The 18,033-nt window shown below is 65.5% G+C and carries 14 protein-coding genes and 3 tRNA genes; 6 read left to right on the forward strand and 11 right to left on the reverse strand.

What is annotated here, in order from left to right:
• Window positions 1-169: 169 nt before the first annotated feature.
• A complete protein-coding gene (locus PG898_RS00635; RefSeq protein WP_270823273.1) occupies window positions 170-607 on the forward strand; it encodes a VOC family protein in 438 nt (145 codons plus the stop codon).
• Window positions 608-1,091: 484 nt separating this feature from the next.
• Here the strand turns inward: PG898_RS00635 and fumC are convergent, their stop codons facing one another.
• From fumC to PG898_RS00655, 4 genes are all read right to left on the reverse strand, one after another.
• Window positions 1,092-2,483, reverse strand: coding sequence for a class II fumarate hydratase (fumC, locus tag PG898_RS00640; RefSeq protein ID WP_042648532.1), 1,392 nt, complete (start codon window positions 2,481-2,483; stop codon window positions 1,092-1,094).
• A gap of 102 nt (window positions 2,484-2,585) precedes the next feature.
• Complete coding sequence (pepE, locus tag PG898_RS00645) at window positions 2,586-3,326, reverse strand: dipeptidase PepE (protein WP_042648531.1); 741 nt, start codon at window positions 3,324-3,326, stop codon at window positions 2,586-2,588.
• A gap of 139 nt (window positions 3,327-3,465) precedes the next feature.
• The gene (locus PG898_RS00650; RefSeq protein ID WP_270823275.1) at window positions 3,466-4,077 is read right to left on the reverse strand and encodes a response regulator transcription factor; all 612 of its coding nucleotides are present in this window, start codon (window positions 4,075-4,077) and stop codon (window positions 3,466-3,468) included.
• 1 nt (window position 4,078) lies between these two features.
• Window positions 4,079-6,031, reverse strand: coding sequence for a sensor histidine kinase (locus tag PG898_RS00655; protein ID WP_270823414.1), 1,953 nt, complete (start codon window positions 6,029-6,031; stop codon window positions 4,079-4,081).
• Between the two features lie 260 nt (window positions 6,032-6,291).
• Between PG898_RS00655 and dsrO the strand changes: the two genes are divergently transcribed.
• The 3 genes from dsrO to PG898_RS00670 are packed head-to-tail and all read left to right on the forward strand — an operon-like array spanning window position 6,292 to window position 11,283.
• Window positions 6,292-7,080: a sulfate reduction electron transfer complex DsrMKJOP subunit DsrO gene (gene dsrO / locus PG898_RS00660; RefSeq protein WP_270823276.1), complete on the forward strand. Its 789-nt coding sequence runs from the start codon at window positions 6,292-6,294 to the stop codon at window positions 7,078-7,080.
• Complete coding sequence (gene nrfD / locus PG898_RS00665; RefSeq protein ID WP_270823278.1) at window positions 7,070-8,176, forward strand: NrfD/PsrC family molybdoenzyme membrane anchor subunit; 1,107 nt, start codon at window positions 7,070-7,072, stop codon at window positions 8,174-8,176. The genes dsrO and nrfD overlap by 11 nt, the downstream gene beginning before the upstream one ends.
• Window positions 8,176-11,283, forward strand: a complete 3,108-nt coding sequence (locus PG898_RS00670) for a tetrathionate reductase subunit A (RefSeq protein WP_270823280.1) — start codon at window positions 8,176-8,178, stop codon at window positions 11,281-11,283. The genes nrfD and PG898_RS00670 overlap by 1 nt, the downstream gene beginning before the upstream one ends.
• A 56-nt stretch (window positions 11,284-11,339) precedes the next feature.
• On the opposite strand, the gene PG898_RS00675 is transcribed toward PG898_RS00670, so the two are convergent.
• The 7 genes from PG898_RS00675 to PG898_RS00705 form a co-directional block, all read right to left on the reverse strand.
• Window positions 11,340-12,701: an endonuclease/exonuclease/phosphatase family protein gene (locus PG898_RS00675; protein ID WP_270823281.1), complete on the reverse strand. Its 1,362-nt coding sequence runs from the start codon at window positions 12,699-12,701 to the stop codon at window positions 11,340-11,342.
• 349 nt (window positions 12,702-13,050) lie between these two features.
• The gene (locus tag PG898_RS00680; protein ID WP_270823282.1) at window positions 13,051-13,788 is read right to left on the reverse strand and encodes an EAL domain-containing protein; all 738 of its coding nucleotides are present in this window, start codon (window positions 13,786-13,788) and stop codon (window positions 13,051-13,053) included.
• 187 nt (window positions 13,789-13,975) lie between these two features.
• Window positions 13,976-14,251 carry a hypothetical protein gene (locus PG898_RS00685; protein ID WP_042649139.1) on the reverse strand — a complete coding sequence of 92 codons (276 nt, stop codon included), beginning with the start codon at window positions 14,249-14,251 and terminating at the stop codon, window positions 13,976-13,978.
• A gap of 135 nt (window positions 14,252-14,386) precedes the next feature.
• Window positions 14,387-14,471, reverse strand: a tRNA-Tyr gene (locus PG898_RS00690).
• Window positions 14,472-14,516: 45 nt separating this feature from the next.
• Window positions 14,517-14,601 (reverse strand) — tRNA-Tyr (locus PG898_RS00695).
• Between the two features lie 32 nt (window positions 14,602-14,633).
• Window positions 14,634-14,718: transfer RNA gene (locus PG898_RS00700), tRNA-Tyr, on the reverse strand.
• 230 nt (window positions 14,719-14,948) lie between these two features.
• Window positions 14,949-16,037: a ketoacyl-ACP synthase III gene (locus PG898_RS00705; RefSeq protein WP_270823283.1), complete on the reverse strand. Its 1,089-nt coding sequence runs from the start codon at window positions 16,035-16,037 to the stop codon at window positions 14,949-14,951.
• Between the two features lie 204 nt (window positions 16,038-16,241).
• On the opposite strand from PG898_RS00705, the gene PG898_RS00710 reads away from it, so the two are divergent.
• Window positions 16,242-17,195, forward strand: a complete 954-nt coding sequence (locus tag PG898_RS00710; protein ID WP_270823284.1) for a LysR family transcriptional regulator — start codon at window positions 16,242-16,244, stop codon at window positions 17,193-17,195.
• 128 nt (window positions 17,196-17,323) lie between these two features.
• Complete coding sequence (locus tag PG898_RS00715) at window positions 17,324-17,935, forward strand: LysE family translocator (protein ID WP_218409685.1); 612 nt, start codon at window positions 17,324-17,326, stop codon at window positions 17,933-17,935.
• Window positions 17,936-18,033 lie beyond the last annotated feature (98 nt).

Consider the following 18,033-nt stretch of genomic DNA (forward strand, 5'->3'; position numbering starts at 1 on the left):
GTTGGGTTGCTCTTTTTTGATTGCGTATCAGGCTGGTACTCGTGGGGAAACGGGTGCAACCGCCGCTGTGGACTCACAGGTGTACTGATTGTTGGGGTGACCCTGGCGCTGACTCTTCTATGCTGATAGCTGTTCGCGAAATCCGCTATCAATGACCAAGGAGATCATCATGGCGCGTGTCAGTACCTATCTCAATTTTGCCCGGGAGACGGAGGCGGCCTTCCTGTTCTACCGGGAGGTGTTCGGCGGTGAGTTCAACGGCCCTATCCACAGATTCAAGGAGTCTCCCGGCTGCCCGGGTCAGCCGCCCCTGTCCGAAGAGGATGGCGACCTGGTGATGCACGTGGCGTTGCCCATCCTCGGCGGCCACGTGCTGATGGGCACGGACGCTCCTGCCAGCATGGTGTTCACCCTGGTGCAGGGCAACAACAGCTACCTCAACCTGGAGCCGGACAGCCGGGTCGAGACCGATCGCCTGTTTGCGGCCCTGGGGGAGGGCGGCCAGGTGGAGATGCCGTTGCAGGAGATGTTCTGGGGCGCCTATTTCGGCTCGCTGGTGGACAAGTTTGGCACTCACTGGATGTTCAACTGCGAGAGCAAGAGCTGAACCCTTGGCTGTGAATGAGAAGGGGCGCCGCGGCGCCCCTTCTGTTCATTAGTACCCCCAATTCAGAGCCTTATTTGCCCCTCCCCACCATCTCGCCGGGAATGACCCAGGCATCGGGCTTCCGGGGACAGAGCTGGCCCAAGGCAACTTGGGTCATGGTTGCCGTCCCACCATGTTGGCGGGCACCACCCAGGCATCGGACTCCCGGGGGCTGAGATGGCCCAAGGCAACTTGGCCTATGGCTGCCGTCCCGCCATCTTGCCGGGAACGATCCAGACATCGGACTCCCGGGGGCTGAGATGGCCCAAGGCAACCTGGCTTATGGCTGCCGTCCCCCATCTTGCCGGGAACGATCCAGACATCGGACTCCCGGGGGCTGAGATGGCCCAAGGCAACCTGGCTTATGGCTGCCGTCCCGCCATCTTGCCGGGAACGATCCAGACATCGGACTCCCGGGGGCTGAGATGGCCCAAGGCAACCTGGCTTATGGCTGCCGTCCCACCATGTCGGCGGGCACCACCCAGGCATCGAATTGCTCCGCGCTGAGGTGGCCGGAGGCGATGGCCGCCTCCCGCAGAGTCAGCCCCTGATGGTGCGCCAGTTTGGCGATCTCGGCCGCCTTGTCATAGCCGATGTGGGGGTTGAGCGCCGTCACCAGCATCAGGGAGCGGGCCAGCAGCTCGTCGATGCGCGCCCGGTTCGCAACGATGCCGACGGCGCAGTGGTCGTGGAAGCTTCTCATACCGTCCGCCAGCAGCCGCACGCTCTGCAGGAAGTTGTGGGCGATCATCGGCCTGAACACGTTGAGCTCGAAGTTGCCGCTGGCGCCGCCGATGTTGATGGCCACGTCGTTGCCCATCACCTGGGCGCACAGCATGGTGAGCGCCTCGCTCTGGGTCGGGTTGACCTTGCCCGGCATGATGGAGGAGCCGGGTTCGTTCTCGGGGATGCTGAGCTCCCCGAGTCCGCTGCGGGGGCCGCTCGCCAGCCAGCGCACGTCGTTGGCGATCTTCATCAGACTGGCCGCGAGCGTCTTGAGGGCGCCATGGGCATGGACCTGGGCATCGCTCGCCGCCAGGGCCTCGAACTTGTTGGGGGCGCTCACCAGGGGCAAGCCGGTCTGCTGTGCCAGGGTCTGGGCCACCGCCTCGGCGAAGCCGGGGGGGCAGTTCAGACCGGTACCGACCGCGGTGCCCCCCAGCGCCAGCTCACACAGATGGGGCAGGGCGGCAGCGAGGTGACGCTCCCCTTGCGCGAGTTGGGCGACCCAGCCGGAGATCTCCTGACCCAGGGTGAGCGGGGTGGCGTCCTGCAGGTGGGTGCGGCCAATCTTGACAAGGTCGTCGAAGGTGGCTGCCTTGCTGGCCAGCGTGTTTTTGAGCGTGGTCAGGGCAGGCAGCAACTGGCCGGTGATGGCGGTGACAGCCGCCAGGTTCATGGCGCTGGGGAAGACATCATTGCTCGACTGGCTCTTGTTTACCTCATCGTTGGGGTGCACCAGCCGGGCCTCTCCCCGGGCGCCGCCGAGCAGCTCGCTGGCGCGGTTTGCCAGTACCTCGTTGAGATTCATGTTGGTCTGGGTGCCGGAGCCGGTCTGCCAGACCATCAGGGGAAACTCGGCGTCGTGCAGGCCGCACAACACCTCGTCGGCGGCGGCCATGATGGCCTGGGCCTTGCGCGCGGGCAGCAGCCCGAGGGCGTGGTTCACCCTGGCGCAGGCGGACTTGATGCGGGCGAGGGCATGGATGATCTCCATGGGCTGGCGTTCCCCCGAGATATTGAAGTGGTGCAGGGAGCGCTGGGTCTGAGCCCCCCACAGCCGCGCCGCCGGGACTTCGATATCACCGAAGCTGTCGTGTTCGATCCGTACCGTCATGGTCGCCTCCCATCGAGAAACAAGGAGCAAGGAATCTTCCTTCCCCTCACAGCATGGCAAATCCCCCGATCGCTTGCTCACATCGGCTCGTCTGCCATGGCGTCAGTCGCCGGGCTGAAACGGCGTCAGTGCTGCCAGTGGCCGGGCATCCTCATACTCCCGGGTCGTCTCGCCGTGCTTGAAGATCTTGAAGCCCTCGCCCCGGGCGCTCCAGTATTCGATGGTCTCGCCGCGGCTCTCGCCGCTAATCTGCAGCAGGCTGGCTTCGCGCAAGGCCACCACGGATTCGCTCGGATTGATGGCACAGAACTCGGCGAGGCGCTCGTCCCGGGTCTCCCCCATGTGGCCGCTGATGCTGGCGTCCAGATAGTGGGGGTTGATTTGCAGCGGGAACAGGCCCAGCGCCGGCAGCACGGCGGCGCTGCACACCGGCATGTCGTTGGTGGTGCGAATGCTCGGGGTCGCCACGTTGCAACCGGCGCTCCAGCCCACATAGGGTACGCCTCGCTCGCGCACGGCGCGCTGGATGGGGACGACCAGACCGTATTCGTGCAGCAGCTGGTTCAGGCGCCAGGTGTTGCCGCCGCTGATGAAGATAGCCTCCACCTGCTGGATGGCATCCACCGGATCGTCGAACTGGTGGATGCTGATGGTCTCCACCCCCAGGCTCTCGGCGAGATCCTGGGCGCGGGCGTCCCAGTCGCTGCGGATCACCGCGTAGGGGATGAGCAGGATGCGCTTGACCTGTTTGCGGGCGAGCAGGGTTTGTACACGGTCGCGGGCCCAGCCAAGCAGGCCTGGGTGTTCGGTGGTTTTACCGTTGCTGAGCAGAAGCAGTTCCATGATGTTTCCTCGAAACAAGGCGCAGGACCTTGGTCTGTCCTGATGAAGGGAAGGGGCACTCTACCCCCAAGGCGGCGCCAAGTATGTGATCTCTGCGCGTTTTGTGCCCCCGGGTTAGGGGGCTCATGGATTGACCGCGTCAGGGTTGCCCGTTGACCGCCGCATAGCACAGCATCAGTTCGGCCAGGGAATTGACCTCGAGACGTTTCATCAGGCTGGCGCGGCACACCTCGACGGTGCGCACCGAGATGCAGAGATCCTGCGCTATCTGCTGGTTCTTGTGGCCCCGGGCGATGAGTAGCAACAGCTGGTGCTCGCGCGGGGTGAGCCGCTCAAAGGCGGCCAGATGGGCGAAACGGGTGGCCGCGCTCAGCGTCGCCTGCTCGGCCCGCGCGATGGCGGCGAGCAGGGGGGCCAACTGCACCGGTTTTTGCAAGAAATCCACCGCCCCCAGCTTGAGGGACTCCACCGCCAGCGGCACCTCGCCGTGGCCGGTGAGAAACAGGATGGCGATGGGGCTCTGGGCCGCCTTCAGCCGCTGCTGCACCTCGGGGCCCGACAGCCCCGGCATGCGGCAGTCGAGGATGAGGCAGGCGGGCTGGAGCAGATCGACCTCGGCCAGAAAGCGCTCGCCATCGGAAAAGCTGAACAGCTGCCGCTCGTCGCAACTCTCCAGCATGAAGCGCAGGGAGTCGAGCACAGCCTCGTCGTCGTCGACCAGATAGAGCGGGGGGCGGGAGGGAAACGTCATCTCAGTTCCTCGGTGTCGGCGGGTGGGGGGGGGCTGAGGCGGGATCCTCGGGTGGCGGCACGGGCAGGATGACCCGTGCCAGGCAGCCGTGGGGGCTCAGGTTCTCCAGACTGAACTGGCCGCGATGGCTCTCGACCACCTCCCGGCAGATGGCCAGCCCCAGCCCCATGCCATCCGGCTTGTCGCTGTAAAACGCCTGCAGCAGTTCGGTCGCGGGGACCTTCAGGCCGGCACCGTTGTCGCGGATCTCCAGCAGTAATCTCTGCGCCTCGAAGGCGATCAACAGCCCGACCCGGGCAGTCTCCTGTGCCGCTGCTTGCGTAGGGGGGTAAGCAGGAGAGTGAACAGCGGAGCGTGCCCTCTGCGCCGCACTCTTCGCTGCACTCTCGGCGCCATTCTTGATGAGGTTGACCAGCAACTGCTCCATCCCGGTGCCGTCCAGAGGCAGCCAGCGCGGCTGGCCTCGCCAGTGCAGGGTGAAGGCGACGTCGAGCGGCGCCAGCATCTGCTCCAGCAGGGGGCGCAGCTCCGCCACCAGGGTGGGCAGGTCGCAAGGCTCGAAGCGGGGAGGGCGCTTTTGCAGCCGGGCTCTGAGCCGGTTGACGGTCTGGGTGATGCGCTGGACCTGGAGCCCTATCTGCTCCAGAGCCTGACGCAGGGAGGCCTGGGCGGCAGCCTGGGCCGGATCTTGTGTCAATCTGTCCAGTCGCAACAAGGCCCCCTGGCTGTAGTTGGCGATGGCGCTGAGGGGCTGGTTGATCTCGTGGGCCACGTTGGCGCCGAGTTCACCGAGTTCGGCGAGCCGTCTGGCCTGTGCCAGCTGGCGTCCCTTCTGCTCGAGCTGGTGGCGGGCTTTGAGCAGCCGGCGCTGGCTGCGGTTGAACAGACGTTGCAGCAGCAGGTGGTGACCCCCCAGCAGCAGCACCAGCGCCAGGGCGCCCCAGCCCCACTGTTGATGCTGGCGCAGCCAGTGCCAGGCCGCTTGCCACCAGGGGCCCTGCAGCGGGTGGCGATCCAGCGCCTTGAGCAGGCGGTCGATGGCGAGCTCGCTGGTGGGCACGGTCCAGCCCGCCGAATCGGCGGCGATGGCCGCCTCGCTATCAGCGGGCAGGTCGAACAGCGCGCGGGTCACCGCCAGCGCCAGCGCGGGGGAGGCCCGCTCTGTCTTGGCGAAGGACCAGTTGGGGTAGAGCCGGGTCGAGCTCTGGCAACCAAAGCCGGCCGGCGCCTGATCGTCCAGCACCCGAAACGTCCCCTTGGCGACCTTGCCTTCCCGTTCCATGCGCTCCAGCTGGCACACCGGCACGATGGCGGCGGCCACCTCCCCTGTCGCCAGCCGCTCGATGAGCCGGTCCAGCGGAAAGCCGGTGAACTGCACGGTGGAGAAGAAGTGCTCCAGCCGAACTCCCTGTTCGCCCGCCTCGAAGCGATAGGCGAGGTAGCCGCCGAAGGCGTTCTCCGAGACGGCGGCGACCGCTTGCCCCTCGAGGTCACGCCAGTGTCGATAGGGGGCCTGGGCGGGCACCACCAGGGCGGCACCGATGGCAAGGTTGTCCCCCCCGGCCGGGCTCTTGAGGGTGGCGAGCCAGGCCAGCGGGTACTGGCGCGCCAGACTCACCGACTGGCCCGGGTTGGTGATGATGAAATCGAGGTACTCGAGGGCGACGGCCTCGGCCAGCTCATCGAGCCCCAGCGGATGCAGCACGAAGCGATGGTCGGGCACGCGCTGTGCCAGCCAGCGCAGCAGCGGTTGCCACTGGGCTCTGGCCAGGGCCGGGCCGCGGGTCGCCAGCACGCCGATGCGTATCGGCTCGGCCAAGGCCTGCTCCGGCGTGACCAGGGATGGTGCGGATTCCTGTCGTGCCGGCGCTGGCGAAGGGGGGAGCGGGGCGGCCTGCACCCGCAGCGGCAGGGCTGACAGGGCGAGCCAGAGCAGCAGGCTGAGCAGGGGCAAGGGGACTGGGACGTGCAGGGGGCTCTCCTCTCTATGCAAAGTGGGCAGTCTATCACCGGGATGTGCGCTTGCACGCGAGCGGGGGCCGGGAGGGGCGGCAAACGCCGCCCCGGTCACAGTTCAGCAGGGCTGGGGCATTTTTTATTGCGCTGGATCAACCCGGCTCCCGGTATGTGGAAAACCACAATAGAGGCGACTTCCTGCGTTGAGGACAATCGACCAAACCCCTTTCAAGCCAGCTCAGCAGAAGGAAAGACGCCATGGAGCCCAGCAAGCGCCGATTGTTATCCGGGATCGCCGCCCTCACCGCAGGGGCGGCCCTGATCCCCGTCACCCAGATTCAGGCGCAGTCCGTTCCCGCTCCCCGCAACGGGCGGGCGGCCATCAGCCGGGGGGACGGGCGCAAGCGTTACGGCATGCTGATCGACCTGCGCCGCTGCGTCGGCTGCCAGGCCTGCACCGTGGCCTGCACCATCGAAAATCAGCCTCCCCTCGGCCAGTTTCGCACCACGGTGAGCCAGTACGAGGTGAGCGACGTGACCGCCCTCGAGGCTCCCGCCTCTCTCTTGATGCTGCCGAGGCTGTGCAACCACTGCGCCGAGCCCGCCTGCCTCGATGTCTGCCCCACCGGCGCCACCTTCCAGCGGGACGACGGCATCGTCGTGGTCAACAACGACTGGTGCGTCGGCTGCGGCTACTGCGTGCAGGCCTGCCCCTATGACGCCCGCTTCATCAACCACGAGACCAATACCGCCGACAAGTGCTCCTTCTGCGCCCATCGGCTGGAGGCGGGGCTCTTGCCCGCCTGCGTCGAGAGTTGTGTCGGCGAGGCGCGCATCATAGGGGATTTGAACGACCCCAAGAGCCGGATCAGCCAGCTGCTGCGCGAACACGAGCCGGCGCTCAAGGTGCTCAAGCCGGAGGCCCATACCCAGCCGCGGGTCTTTTATCTCGGCATGGACGAGGCCTTCGTCAGCAAGGTCGACGGCAACCCGGCCCTGCGCACCCTGCTCACCGACGATGGCAAGGAGATAGCCCATGGTCATTAACGAACTGTTGGCCCCGGCTCAGCCCATCACCTGGCTGCCCTGGGCGGTGCAATATTTCTTCCTCATCGGCCTCGCCTACGGGGCCCTCTGGCTCGGCGCGTTTGAGCTGTGGCGCAAGGCGCCGGACCGGCGGCTGCAGACCCTGGCGGCGGTGCTGATGGTGGCGGCCGGTCTGGTGGCCCCCATCGCCCTGACCGCGGATCTGCACCAGCCGGCCCGGGCCTGGCACTTCTACGCCCAGACGCGCTTTGGCTCCGTCATGTGGTATGGCGCCTATCTGCTGCCGCTGTTCAGCCTGCTCTCCATGCTGCTCGGGTGGCTGCTGCTAAGGCCTGGCCTGGCCCGGCGCGGTGCAGAAGGGGACAAGATAGCCCGCCTTGCAAAGCTGTTCTGCCTGGGACGCTGGTCGGGGCACGTTTGGCTGCGGCCCCTCTCCCTGCTGGCGGCCGTGAGCGGGCTCAGCATCGCCCTCTACACCGGGCTCGAGACCATGGCGGTGGCGGCGCGCCCGCTCTGGCATACCCCCTGGTTGCCCTGGCTGCTGGCCCTGAGCGCCGTGCTGGGGGCCCAGAGTGCCCTGCTGCTGCTCAACCGCTTGCTGGCGGGCTGGGGTGCCCAGACAGAGTCGACCCTGCTGCGCCAGAGCGGCTGGACGTTAGGCCTGCTGGCGCTCTCCCTGCTGGGCTGGGCCCTGTTTGGCGGCGCCTCGGCGGCAGAGGCCGCGGCCCTCTATCGGCTCGACCCGAGCTGGCGGCTGGCGGCCCACTGGCTGTTGCTGACCCTGGGGCTGGCCGGCCTGCTGATGCTGGTGCGGCCAAGGATCTCTGCCCGCCTGGTACACTGGGGGCTGGCGCTGCTGGGGCTGCACCTGGTGTGGGGCCTGCGCTGGCTGGTGCTGATTCAGGGGCAGCTCGCACCCAAGTACGGGGCCGGCGTCTACCTCTATGAAATCGCCTGGGGCCCGGCCGGTGTGCTCGGCATTCTCGGCACCTTCGGTTTGCTGCTGGCCCTGCTGGTGGCCCTCTCGGAGCTGGTGCGCCCCTCTGCTTCCCCCGCCATCAAGGCATCCACAACTTTTGCACGCGAGGCACTCTGATGGATCACAGCAAACGCAAGTTTCTCAAGGGCGCCGCCATCGCCGGCGGCACCGGGCTGTTCGTCGCCGGTTACAGCGACACCCTCAAGCAGGTGGCGACTGGCCTAACCACCGGCAGCTCGGGCAAGCCGACCCGGGATCCCATCCATGGCAACTCGCTGGCCGTGGAGTACCGGGTTGACGAGCAGGGGGAGCTGCACCCCAACCCGGCCCAGCGGGTTGCCAACACCATGTGCCTCGGCTGCTGGACCCTGTGCGGAGTGCGGGCTCGCATCGACAACGAGCGCGACCAGATAGTGCGGATCCTGGGCAACCCCTATCACCCCCTCTCCGCCCGCCATCACATCAACTTCAAGACCCCGGTCAAGCAGGCGCTGCTCGCAACCAGCGGCTACCAGGAAGGGGGGCTGGACGGGCGCTCCACCGCCTGCGCGCGGGGCAACGCCATGCTCGAACAGCTCGACAGCCCGCAGCGAGTCACCCGTTGTCTCAAGCGGGTGGGGCCCCGTGGCAGTGGCCGCTGGCAGAGCATCCCCTTCGAGCAGCTGGTGGCCGAGGTGGTGGAGGGGGGCGATCTGTTTGGCGAGGGCCAGGTTGAGGGGCTGCGGGCCATTCGCAACCTCGCCGAGGTGCTCGACCCGGCCAACCCGGAGTACGGCCCCAGGGCCAACCAGTTGCTGGTGAGCAACGCCTCGGACGAGGGGCGGGATCACTTCATCAAGCGCTTCACCTTCAACAGCTTCGGCACCCGCAACTTCGCCAACCACGGCGCCTACTGCGGCCTGTCTTTCCGGGTCGGGGCCGGCGCCCTGCTGGACGATCTGGAGAAGAACGCCCACCTCAAGCCGGACTGGGACGAGAGCGACTTCCTGCTGTTCATGGGCACCTCGCCCCAGCAATCGGGCAACCCCTTCAAGCGCCAGTCCCGCCAGCTGGCGGCGAACCGGGCGCGGCAGGGCAAGCCGTTCTCCTACGTGGTGGTGGCCCCCAGCCTGCCCAACACGGTGAACATGCCGTCCGCCCCCGCCAACCGCTGGCTGCCCATCCGCCCTGCCACCGACTCGGCGCTGGCCATGGCCATGCTGCGCTGGATCATCGACAACCAACGCTATGCTGAGCCCTTCCTGACGGCACCCCATGCCGCTGCCGCCGAGCGGGCCGGCTATCGCGGTTTTTGCAACGCCAGCCACCTGGTGCTCTACGACGAGTCCCACCCGCGCTTCGGTCAGATGCTGCGGGCCAGCGATCTTGGCTTGCCCTTTGAGGGGGAAGCCTATGGGGAGGGGGACGCCATGCTGGTAGAGAAGGCGGGCAGCGGCGAGCCGAGACCCGCTGGTCAGTGCGAGCGGGCCAACCTCTGGGTGGATCGCCTCATTCAGGGCCCCAAGGGGGAGTTCACGGTCAAGAGCAGCTTCCAGCTGCTGGCCGAGGCGTGCCGGGAGCACTCTCTCGCGCAATACAGCGCCGAGTGCGCCGTGCCGGTGGCCGACATCGAGGCGCTGGCGCGGGAGTTCACCAGCCACGGCACTCGCGCGGCTGTGGTCTCCCACGGCGGCACCATGAGCGCCAACGGCTTCTACTCGGCCTGGGCCATCATGATGCTCAACGTCATGATTGGGAACCTCAACGCCCGGGGCGGCGCCGTGGCGAGCGGCGGCAATTTCGATCCCTTCGGGGCGGGGCCGCGCTACGATCTGGTGAGCTTCCCCGGCATGGTCAAACCCACCGGAGTCTTCCTGTCGCGATCCAAGTTCCCCTACGAGAAGACCTCTGAGTATCGGCGCAAGCGCGAGGCGGGCCAGAATCCCTATCCGGCGCAAGAGCCCTGGTTCCCGATCTCGGGCCCACTGCTCGGCGAACACCTGACTGCGGCGGTGAACGGCTACCCCTACCGGCTCAAGGCCTGGATCAACCACATGGGCAACCCCCTCTACTGTCAGGCCGGGCTCAGCAAGGCCATAGGCGAAGAGCTCAAGGACCCTGCCGTGCTGCCACTTGTGGTCAGCATCGACAGCTTCATCAACGAGTCGTCGGCGCTGTCGGACTACATAGTGCCTGATACCCTGACCTACGAGTCCTGGGGCTGGGCCACCGCCTGGCACGGGGTGCTGACCAAGGTCTCCACCGGCCGCTGGCCCATCGTGGAGCCAAGAGTCGCCAAGAGTGCCGAGGGGGATCCGGTCTGCATGGAGTCCTTCTTTATCGCGGTGGCCAAACGGTTGGGGTTGCCGGGCTTTGGCGAGGGGGCGGTCAAAGGGGCTGACGGCAAGGTGCACGGCTTGAACCGGGCGGCGGACTTCTCCCTCTACGGGGCGGCCAACGTCGCCTATCTCGGCGAGCCGGTGCCTGCCATCGATCCTGAGGATCTCGCCTGGTCCGGGGTGGAACGGATCCTGCCGGTGTTGAACGCCACCCTGAGTGCGGAGGAGGCGGGCCGCGCCGCCTATCTCTTCGCCCGTGGCGGGCGCTTCGAGCCGGCGGCCAAGGGGCGCGATGAAGCGGGTCAGCCGAGCAAGCGCTGGCCCAAGCCGCTGATGGTATGGAACCCGGAGGTGGGCAGCCGCCGCCACAGCCAGAGCGGCCAGTTCTTAAGCGGCACCCCGCGCTTCTTCCGCCCCCAGCTGGCGGACGGCACGCCGCTCAATGAGGCGTTCAAGCCGGCCCAGTGGCCGCTGCTGCTCACCAGCTACAAGTCCCACACCATGAGCTCCATGAGCATCGGCTCGGACCGCCTGCGCCAGGTGAACCCCAGCAACCGGGTGCGGCTCAATGCGCAGACGGCGGCGCAGCTGGGAATAGAGAGTGGGGACAGGGTGCGGGTCAGCACCCCGGATGGCAGCGTGATCGGGGTGGCCGAGTGCGTGGCCGGGGTGCAGGCCGATGCCATCGCCATCGAGCACGGTTTCGGCCACAAGGAGCTGGGGGCGCGGGAACACTGGATAGACGGCCAGAAAGTGGTCGCCAATCCGCTGCGCGGAGCCGGGGTCAACCTCAACGATCTGGCGGTGCTGGATCCCAGCCGCCATGGCCGCTACCCCCTGGTGGACTGGGCCATCGGCTCCTCGGCCCGCCAGGGGTTGCCGGCCCGGGTGGAGAAGCTGGTATGACGATCCAATGAAAACGGGGCCTGCTGGCCCCGTTGCTTATCTGCTCTGCGTCACTGTCACAGTTTGAAGTCGACCCACACCAGGCGGTGATCCGAGCTGACTCCCTTGGCGATGCCCAGCTTGGCGTCATACACCAGGTGGTAGCCCGGCTCGAAGCTGGCCGGCCAGAACACGCCGGAGGCGACCGCGTTCAGGTTGGCGGAGGGCAGCACGTGGTCGAGCTGCAGGCCGCTGCTGCTGGTGATGCGCTCCGGGGTGGGGCGGTTGTTGTTGCGTTTGCACTGATCCGGCTGGCTGGCGAGGCACTCGGGGCCGCCCTGGCTGACCGGGATCAGGGCGCCGTTGGTGACGGCCTGATTGACCAGCACATGGTTGTGCAGATCCTGAATGGCGGTGAGATCCCCATCGCCAATCTGGGGATCGGCGTTGAGATCGCCGGCGATGACGAACTTGGCACCCGCGGGCAGGCCACCGGCCTTGCCGGCGTCATCCACCATGTAGCTGGCGGTCTCCACGTAATCCTGCCAGAAGGCGACTTCGGCCCGGTTGTGCTTGACGTTGTGGCGCGCCGCGTTGCCGAAAATGGGGGGAGTCGGGTGGGAGATGAGGAAGTGGATCACCTCCTCCTTGTTGCCGCGCTTGATGCGCACCGGCACGTCGGCGTGGTTCTTGGACGAGAGCGGGAAGGACTGCCAGGCTGCGTCGTCATACCAGGCATCGCCGCACTGACGGCCGGCCGGGATCGGCGCCTTGGCATTGTTGCAGTCGTCGATGACGGGGTTCGCTTCGCCCGGCATGTCCTTCCACTTGAATTTCTGGAAGGTGCGGATCTGCTTGGTATCGATGGGGTACTGGGACATCACGGCGAAGGCGTACTGGCCGTGGTAGTTGCCAAAGCCCCAGGCGTCGTCCGGCCCGTTGTTGACCTTGCCGTCCAGGTTGAGGTCATGGCCGCTCATCAGGCCGGTGTTGGTGGCGAAGTTCTGCAGCACCGGGTAGCTGATGGCCTTCACCTCGTCGTGCTGGGCATGGGCCAGGTAGTTGTCGTTGAAGGCTTTGAGGTCCGTGGTGTCGCTGCCCTTGCCGTCATTGTCGAATTCGTTGAGCAGGAACACGTCCGGCCGGGTGCGCTGCACTATCTCGGCGATGTTGCGGATCTGCTGCACGTCGAGGGCCTTGGTCTTCTCGGCGCCGCTCAAGGTGCCGTCGGCGAGGTGGGCCAGCAGGGCATCCTGCTCGGTGCGACTGAGGGCCAGTTCACCGGCGAGCATGCCGGCGGCGGTGCGATCGAAGGAGAGGTTGAAGGTAGCGAAGCGAACCATGGGGGTCGGGGTCTCGGAGTCATTTTGGCTGTTACAGCCTGCCATCAATCCGAGGGAAATGGCAGCGGCCAGTAGGGATTTGCTGATATTTTTCATTGTAATATTCCGTAGCATCAACAGGTTATGCCTGAGAGTCAAAGAAGCCCAGGCGGGCCCATTATAGAGAGGCGGGGCCAAAACGGGTTCTGAATGAGCCAAACTGTGAGACCATTCACAGCGCGAGCAGAGGAAGGGGGCGGGATGAGTCGGCAGCCAGGGCCCCGGGCGTTCAGGACCAGCGAGAAAGAAGGAAGGGACAGGAGGCGTTGGCGCTCTGGCTCCGGGCGTTCAGGACCAGCGAGAAAGAAGGAAGGGACAGGAGGCGTTAGCGCTCTGGCTCCGGGTGTTCAGGACCAGCGAGAAAGAAGGAAGGGACAGGAGGCGTTGGCGCTCTGGCTCCGGGTGTTCAGGACCAGCGGGAGAGGGGGGAGGGCATGGCGTAGGCGTAGCCCTGTTGGTAGTCGCAGCCGAGGCGGTTCGCTATCTCTATATGGGTCTGGGTCTCCACCCCTTCGCACACCACGGCCATGCCGAGTCGCTGCAGGTATTTCACCAGCCCCACCAGCATCTTCAAGGCGTGTGAGGTGCACGCCGCCTGCAGCAGCAGGGAGCGATCCAGTTTGACTACCTCGTAGGGCAGTGCCATCAGCCGCTGAAAGTTGCACTCCAAGGAGCCGAAGTCGTCGCAGGCGATGTGGGCGCCATGGGCGCGCAGCACCTCTATCAGCGCCCTGTACTGGCTCTCCAGCCGGGTGTGCTCCAGCACCTCGAACCAGATGTCGATCCCCACCTTGCGGGCCTGTATCAACACCAGCAGCAACAGATTCTGATAGGTTGGACTGGAAGGCGCCGGGTTGAGGTTGATGGAGAGCGTATAGGGGCCTTTTTGCGCGAGCACGGGCAGGTCGCGCAGTATGGCCCTGAGCATGACGATATCCAGATGCAGGGACTCGTCCTGGCTGAGCGAGGCAAAATCGATGCCCTGATAACATTGCGCCACCGGATCCCAGCGCCTGGCCAGCGCCTCGTACCCCTTGACCTGACGGTCCCGACCGATGATCGGCTGGTAAAAGGGAACGGCAACATCTGCCATGGCCATCGTTGCCATGGCACTCATCGGATACTCTTCTTTGAACGCAAACATGGCACTCACCTGATGGACGAATATGGCTGCGCATCATACAAGGCGCAGTCATCCAGCCGCTGTAGGAATCGTCTGATAATCAACCTGCTGCTTGCGTGGGTAGGGGCTGGCTGGAGAGCCGCGAGGGAGATCCGTCAGGAAGCAGGAGCACGTGATGAAATGGGCCCAAGGGAGGTCGGGTGAGGTGTCAGCGAAGTGCGTGTTCCGGCTGGTGGCCTCCGGCATCAAGGAGGGGCGTACCATGCATGGCCTGGGCCAGCCACTCCCAGTCCAGTGGCGGTGTGCCGGCCTTGAAGCGCTGGTAGGCCTGGCCCTGATGGATGGTCAGAAACAGGGTTGTCGACAGGCCGAGTCGGTTGAGATAACGCACCATGACGTCCCCTTGATAATGGTGCAGCCGTTGCTGCAGCTGGGGCAGGCTCAAGCCCTGCTCCTGGCCGGTTTCATCCCAGATTGCAAACATGCGAGGTGGCTCCTGACGGTGAGGAGTCCACTGTTTCGAAAAATGCGGAGCAGGGCAATTGTCAGATCTGACAGTGCCAAATGGAATCTTTCCAGAAAAGCGAAAACCCGGCGCGAGGCCGGGTTTTCTGAAGGATGGTGGAGGGAGAAGGATTCGAACCTTCGAAGGCAGAGCCGTCAGATTTACAGTCTGATCCCTTTGGCCGCTCGGGAACCCCTCCACAGGGGCACTACTTTTTACAGACCTTACATGCAATACAGGAAGATGGTGGAGGGAGAAGGATTCGAACCTTCGAAGGCAGAGCCGTCAGATTTACAGTCTGATCCCTTTGGCCACTCGGGAACCCCTCCACGGGGTATTTTCCTGATTGTTCGCACTTGAATGGTGGAGGGAGAAGGATTCGAACCTTCGAAGGCAGAGCCGTCAGATTTACAGTCTGATCCCTTTGGCCGCTCGGGAACCCCTCCCCAAGTGCGAGGCCGCATACTACCAGATCCGGCAAGCTTGTGAACCCCCAGGCCGCATTCTGACGACAAAAAAGTGTCGACTGGTTATTTTTTGATATCTCTCGCTCAAAATTCACGCTTTTCAATGACTTTTATACCGATGTTCAGGGAGGGCCGGCAGGGAGGAGATACACAGAGGAGCCACGATGGGCTCCTCTTTTTTATGCGGAAAAGGATGGCAGTGGCGAGACTCAGGCGTCTGAGGGGCGCGCCTGCTGGCAACCCTGCACCGCGTGGGCGATGAGTTCGAGGGCGCTCTGCTCGCAGGGGGGCAGCTCCTCGTCACATTGGCCGAGCGGGGTGACGCGAGGGCCCCATTTGATGAGGGCGGCACCCCAGGTCAGGCCGGCCCCGAAGGCGGCGGTGAGCAGATAGCTGCCTGGCTTGACCCGGCCCTGCTCCAGCGCCTCACACAGGGCGATGGGCACGGTGGCGGCGGAGGTATTGCCGTACTGCTCTATGTTGACCATCACCTTCTCCATAGGGGCGTTCATGCGCTTGGCCAGGGTCTCTATGATGCGCACGTTGGCTTGGTGCGGGACTATGAGGTCGACTTGCTCGGGGGTGATGCCGGCCTGGGTCAGCACGACGCCGGTGGCCTCGCCCATGCCGCGCACGGCGCGCTTGAAGATCTCCTGCCCCTCGAAGTTGAAGGTGAACAGGCCGTCGATGTCGGCGAAACGCACCCGATCGGTGCCGAAGTTCGGCACGTGCAGTATCTCCCGCGCCTCGCTGTCACAGCCGAGCTTGCTGGCAATCAGGCCGCTCTTCTGCTCGCTCGCCTCTATCACCACGGCGCCGGCACCGTCGCCAAACAGCACGGCAGTGTCGCGCTTGGCCCAGTCCAGCAACTGGGTGAGGCGCTCTGCGCCTATCACCAGCACCTTCTGCATCATGCCGGTCTGCACCAGGGAGGTGGCGACCGAGAGCGCATAGACAAAGCCGGTACAGGCGGCATTGAGGTCGAACACCGCAGCCTTGTGGGCGCCCAGGGCCTGCTGCACGGCAGAGGCACAGTTGGGCACCAGCGTGCCCGGGGTGGCGGTGGCGAGTATGATGCCATCGAGTTCACCGGCGTCCAGACCGGCGCAGGCCAGGGCACGGCGGGCGGCCAGGGTGGCGAGTGCCTGGGTGCTGACATGGGAGACCCGGCGTGCCTTGATGCCGGTACGCGGATAGATCCACTCATCCGAGGTATCCATGATGGTGCTGAGGGCATCGTTGGTCAGCACTGCGGGAGGCAGACATTTGCCCCAGCCGGTGATATTGGCGTATTTCATCTTGTTATCGCTTCTTGTTGTGGATCGCCCGCGGGCGAAAGACATTGCGCAATTATGTCGTACAGGGTTTCCAGTGTCATCCCGCGGGGAGGGGAGCGCAAGGGGGCGCAGGGGGAACAAGGTCGTGATTTTGCTTAAATTCCCGCGCCTCCTTGTCTTAAGATGAGAGCCCGACCCAGGTTCTCCCTTCCCGAGGTGTTGTCAGTGCACAAAGCGAATCTCAACCTGTTGCCCACCCTCAAGGTGTTGCTGGAGACCCGCAACATCAGCCGGGCGGCTGAGCTGCTGCACCTGAGTCAGCCCTCCATCAGCAAGCAGCTCGGCCAGCTGCGCAGCGAGTTTGGTGACGAGCTGCTGGTGCGGGAGGGGCAGCGCTGGCTGCTGACGCCGCGGGCAGAGAGTCTGGCGGCGGCGCTTGCCGACTCGCTCGGTGCACTGGATCGGCTCTATGCGGCGCCGGAGTTTGCCCCCGAGCGCTGCGAGCGGGTGTTCCGGCTCGCCTCCTCCGACTACGTGGCCCAGCATATCCTGCCCGACATCTGCGCGGCGCTGGCCAGGGCGGCGCCCCGGGCGGCGCTGGAATACAGCCTGTGGGACAAGCGCCAGCTGCCGCAGCTGTGGCAGTCCGAGCTGGATCTGGTCTCCACCATCACCGAGCTGGTGCCGGATCAGATCCGGGGGCTGCATCAGGGGGAGGACAGGCTGGTGATGCTGATGGGGCGCCACCATCCGCTCTCGGACACGGCGCCCAGCCTGGATGACTACCTCGCCTGGCCCCATCTGCAGGTGAGCGGCGGCGGCGACAAGGACAGCCCGGTGGAGCAGGTGCTGGCGCCCCGGGGGCTCTCCCGCCGCTGGTTTGCCCGGGTGCCCTTCTTCCAGGCGGCGGTGGAGGTGCTGCTGCGCACCGACTGCCTGATGACCACCCCGGCCCATATCGCCTGGCAGCTCTCCCGGGAGCACGCCCTGAGTTTTTGCGATCTGCCCTTCGCCACCCGGGTTCAGCAGTATCATCTGCTGTGGCACCAGCGCCACCACCTGGATCCGGCCCACCGCTGGTTTCGCGAGCTGGCCTACCCCTTCCTGCGGGATCATCTGCAGCGCACCCTGGGGGAGAGCCGCAAACAGCTGGATCTGAAGGCAGACCCGCTCCGCTAGGGCAGTCGGTTATGCCAGCCTATAGCCGTTGGCTATGGACTCTATTCATAACTTTCACTTCTGGCATAGCTGGCCGCCTCCTACCCTGATCCCAGTTAGAGACATTCGACTAGAGAGAAGGAAAGGGTATGGAAATGACGAGTTGGCTGGCACTCGCCGCCATTTGCGCGATGGGGGCCATCAGTCCGGGGCCCAGCCTGGCGCTGATCATCCGCAATACGGTGCAGGGGGGGCAGGGCCACGGGGTGGCCACGGCGCTCGGCCACGGCCTGGGGGTGGGGATCTACGCCCTCATCACGGCGCTGGGTCTCTCGGTGCTGATCACCCAGACCCCGCTGCTGTTTGATCTGATCCGCTACGGCGGCGCCGCCTTCCTCGCCTGGCTCGGAGTCAAGGCGCTGCTGGCCAGGCCCGCCAGTGGCGACGCTGCCGACGAGACGGTGCACGGTGCCCGTGGCCGTCAGGGGGCGTTCGAAGGCTTTATGGTGGCCTTCTTGAACCCCCAGCTCGCCATCTTCTTCATCGCCCTGTTCAGCCAGTTCGTGCACGCCGATACCGGCTGGCGCGAGGGGAGCATCATGATGCTGACCGCCGGGGGCATAGACGCGCTCTGGTACGTGCTGGTGGCCCTGGTGCTCTCCCGTGGGCCCGTGCTGGCCTGGCTCAAGGCCAAGTCTTTCGTGATCGACAAGGTCAGCGGCCTGGTGTTGCTGGGGCTGGCGCTCAAGGTGGTGCTTTGAGCCCGCGTCCCAAAGGTGGGATAGAGGCCTGATCCAATCCTGCATTCTGCGGTGATCTTAAGCGGGATCAAGGCGAAGGGCGCCCGGTCTCGCTAGAG

Origin of the sequence: Aeromonas sp. QDB31 (assembly GCF_027707605.1) — a bacterium.
Classification (GTDB): Bacteria; Pseudomonadota; Gammaproteobacteria; order Enterobacterales; family Aeromonadaceae; genus Aeromonas; species Aeromonas media.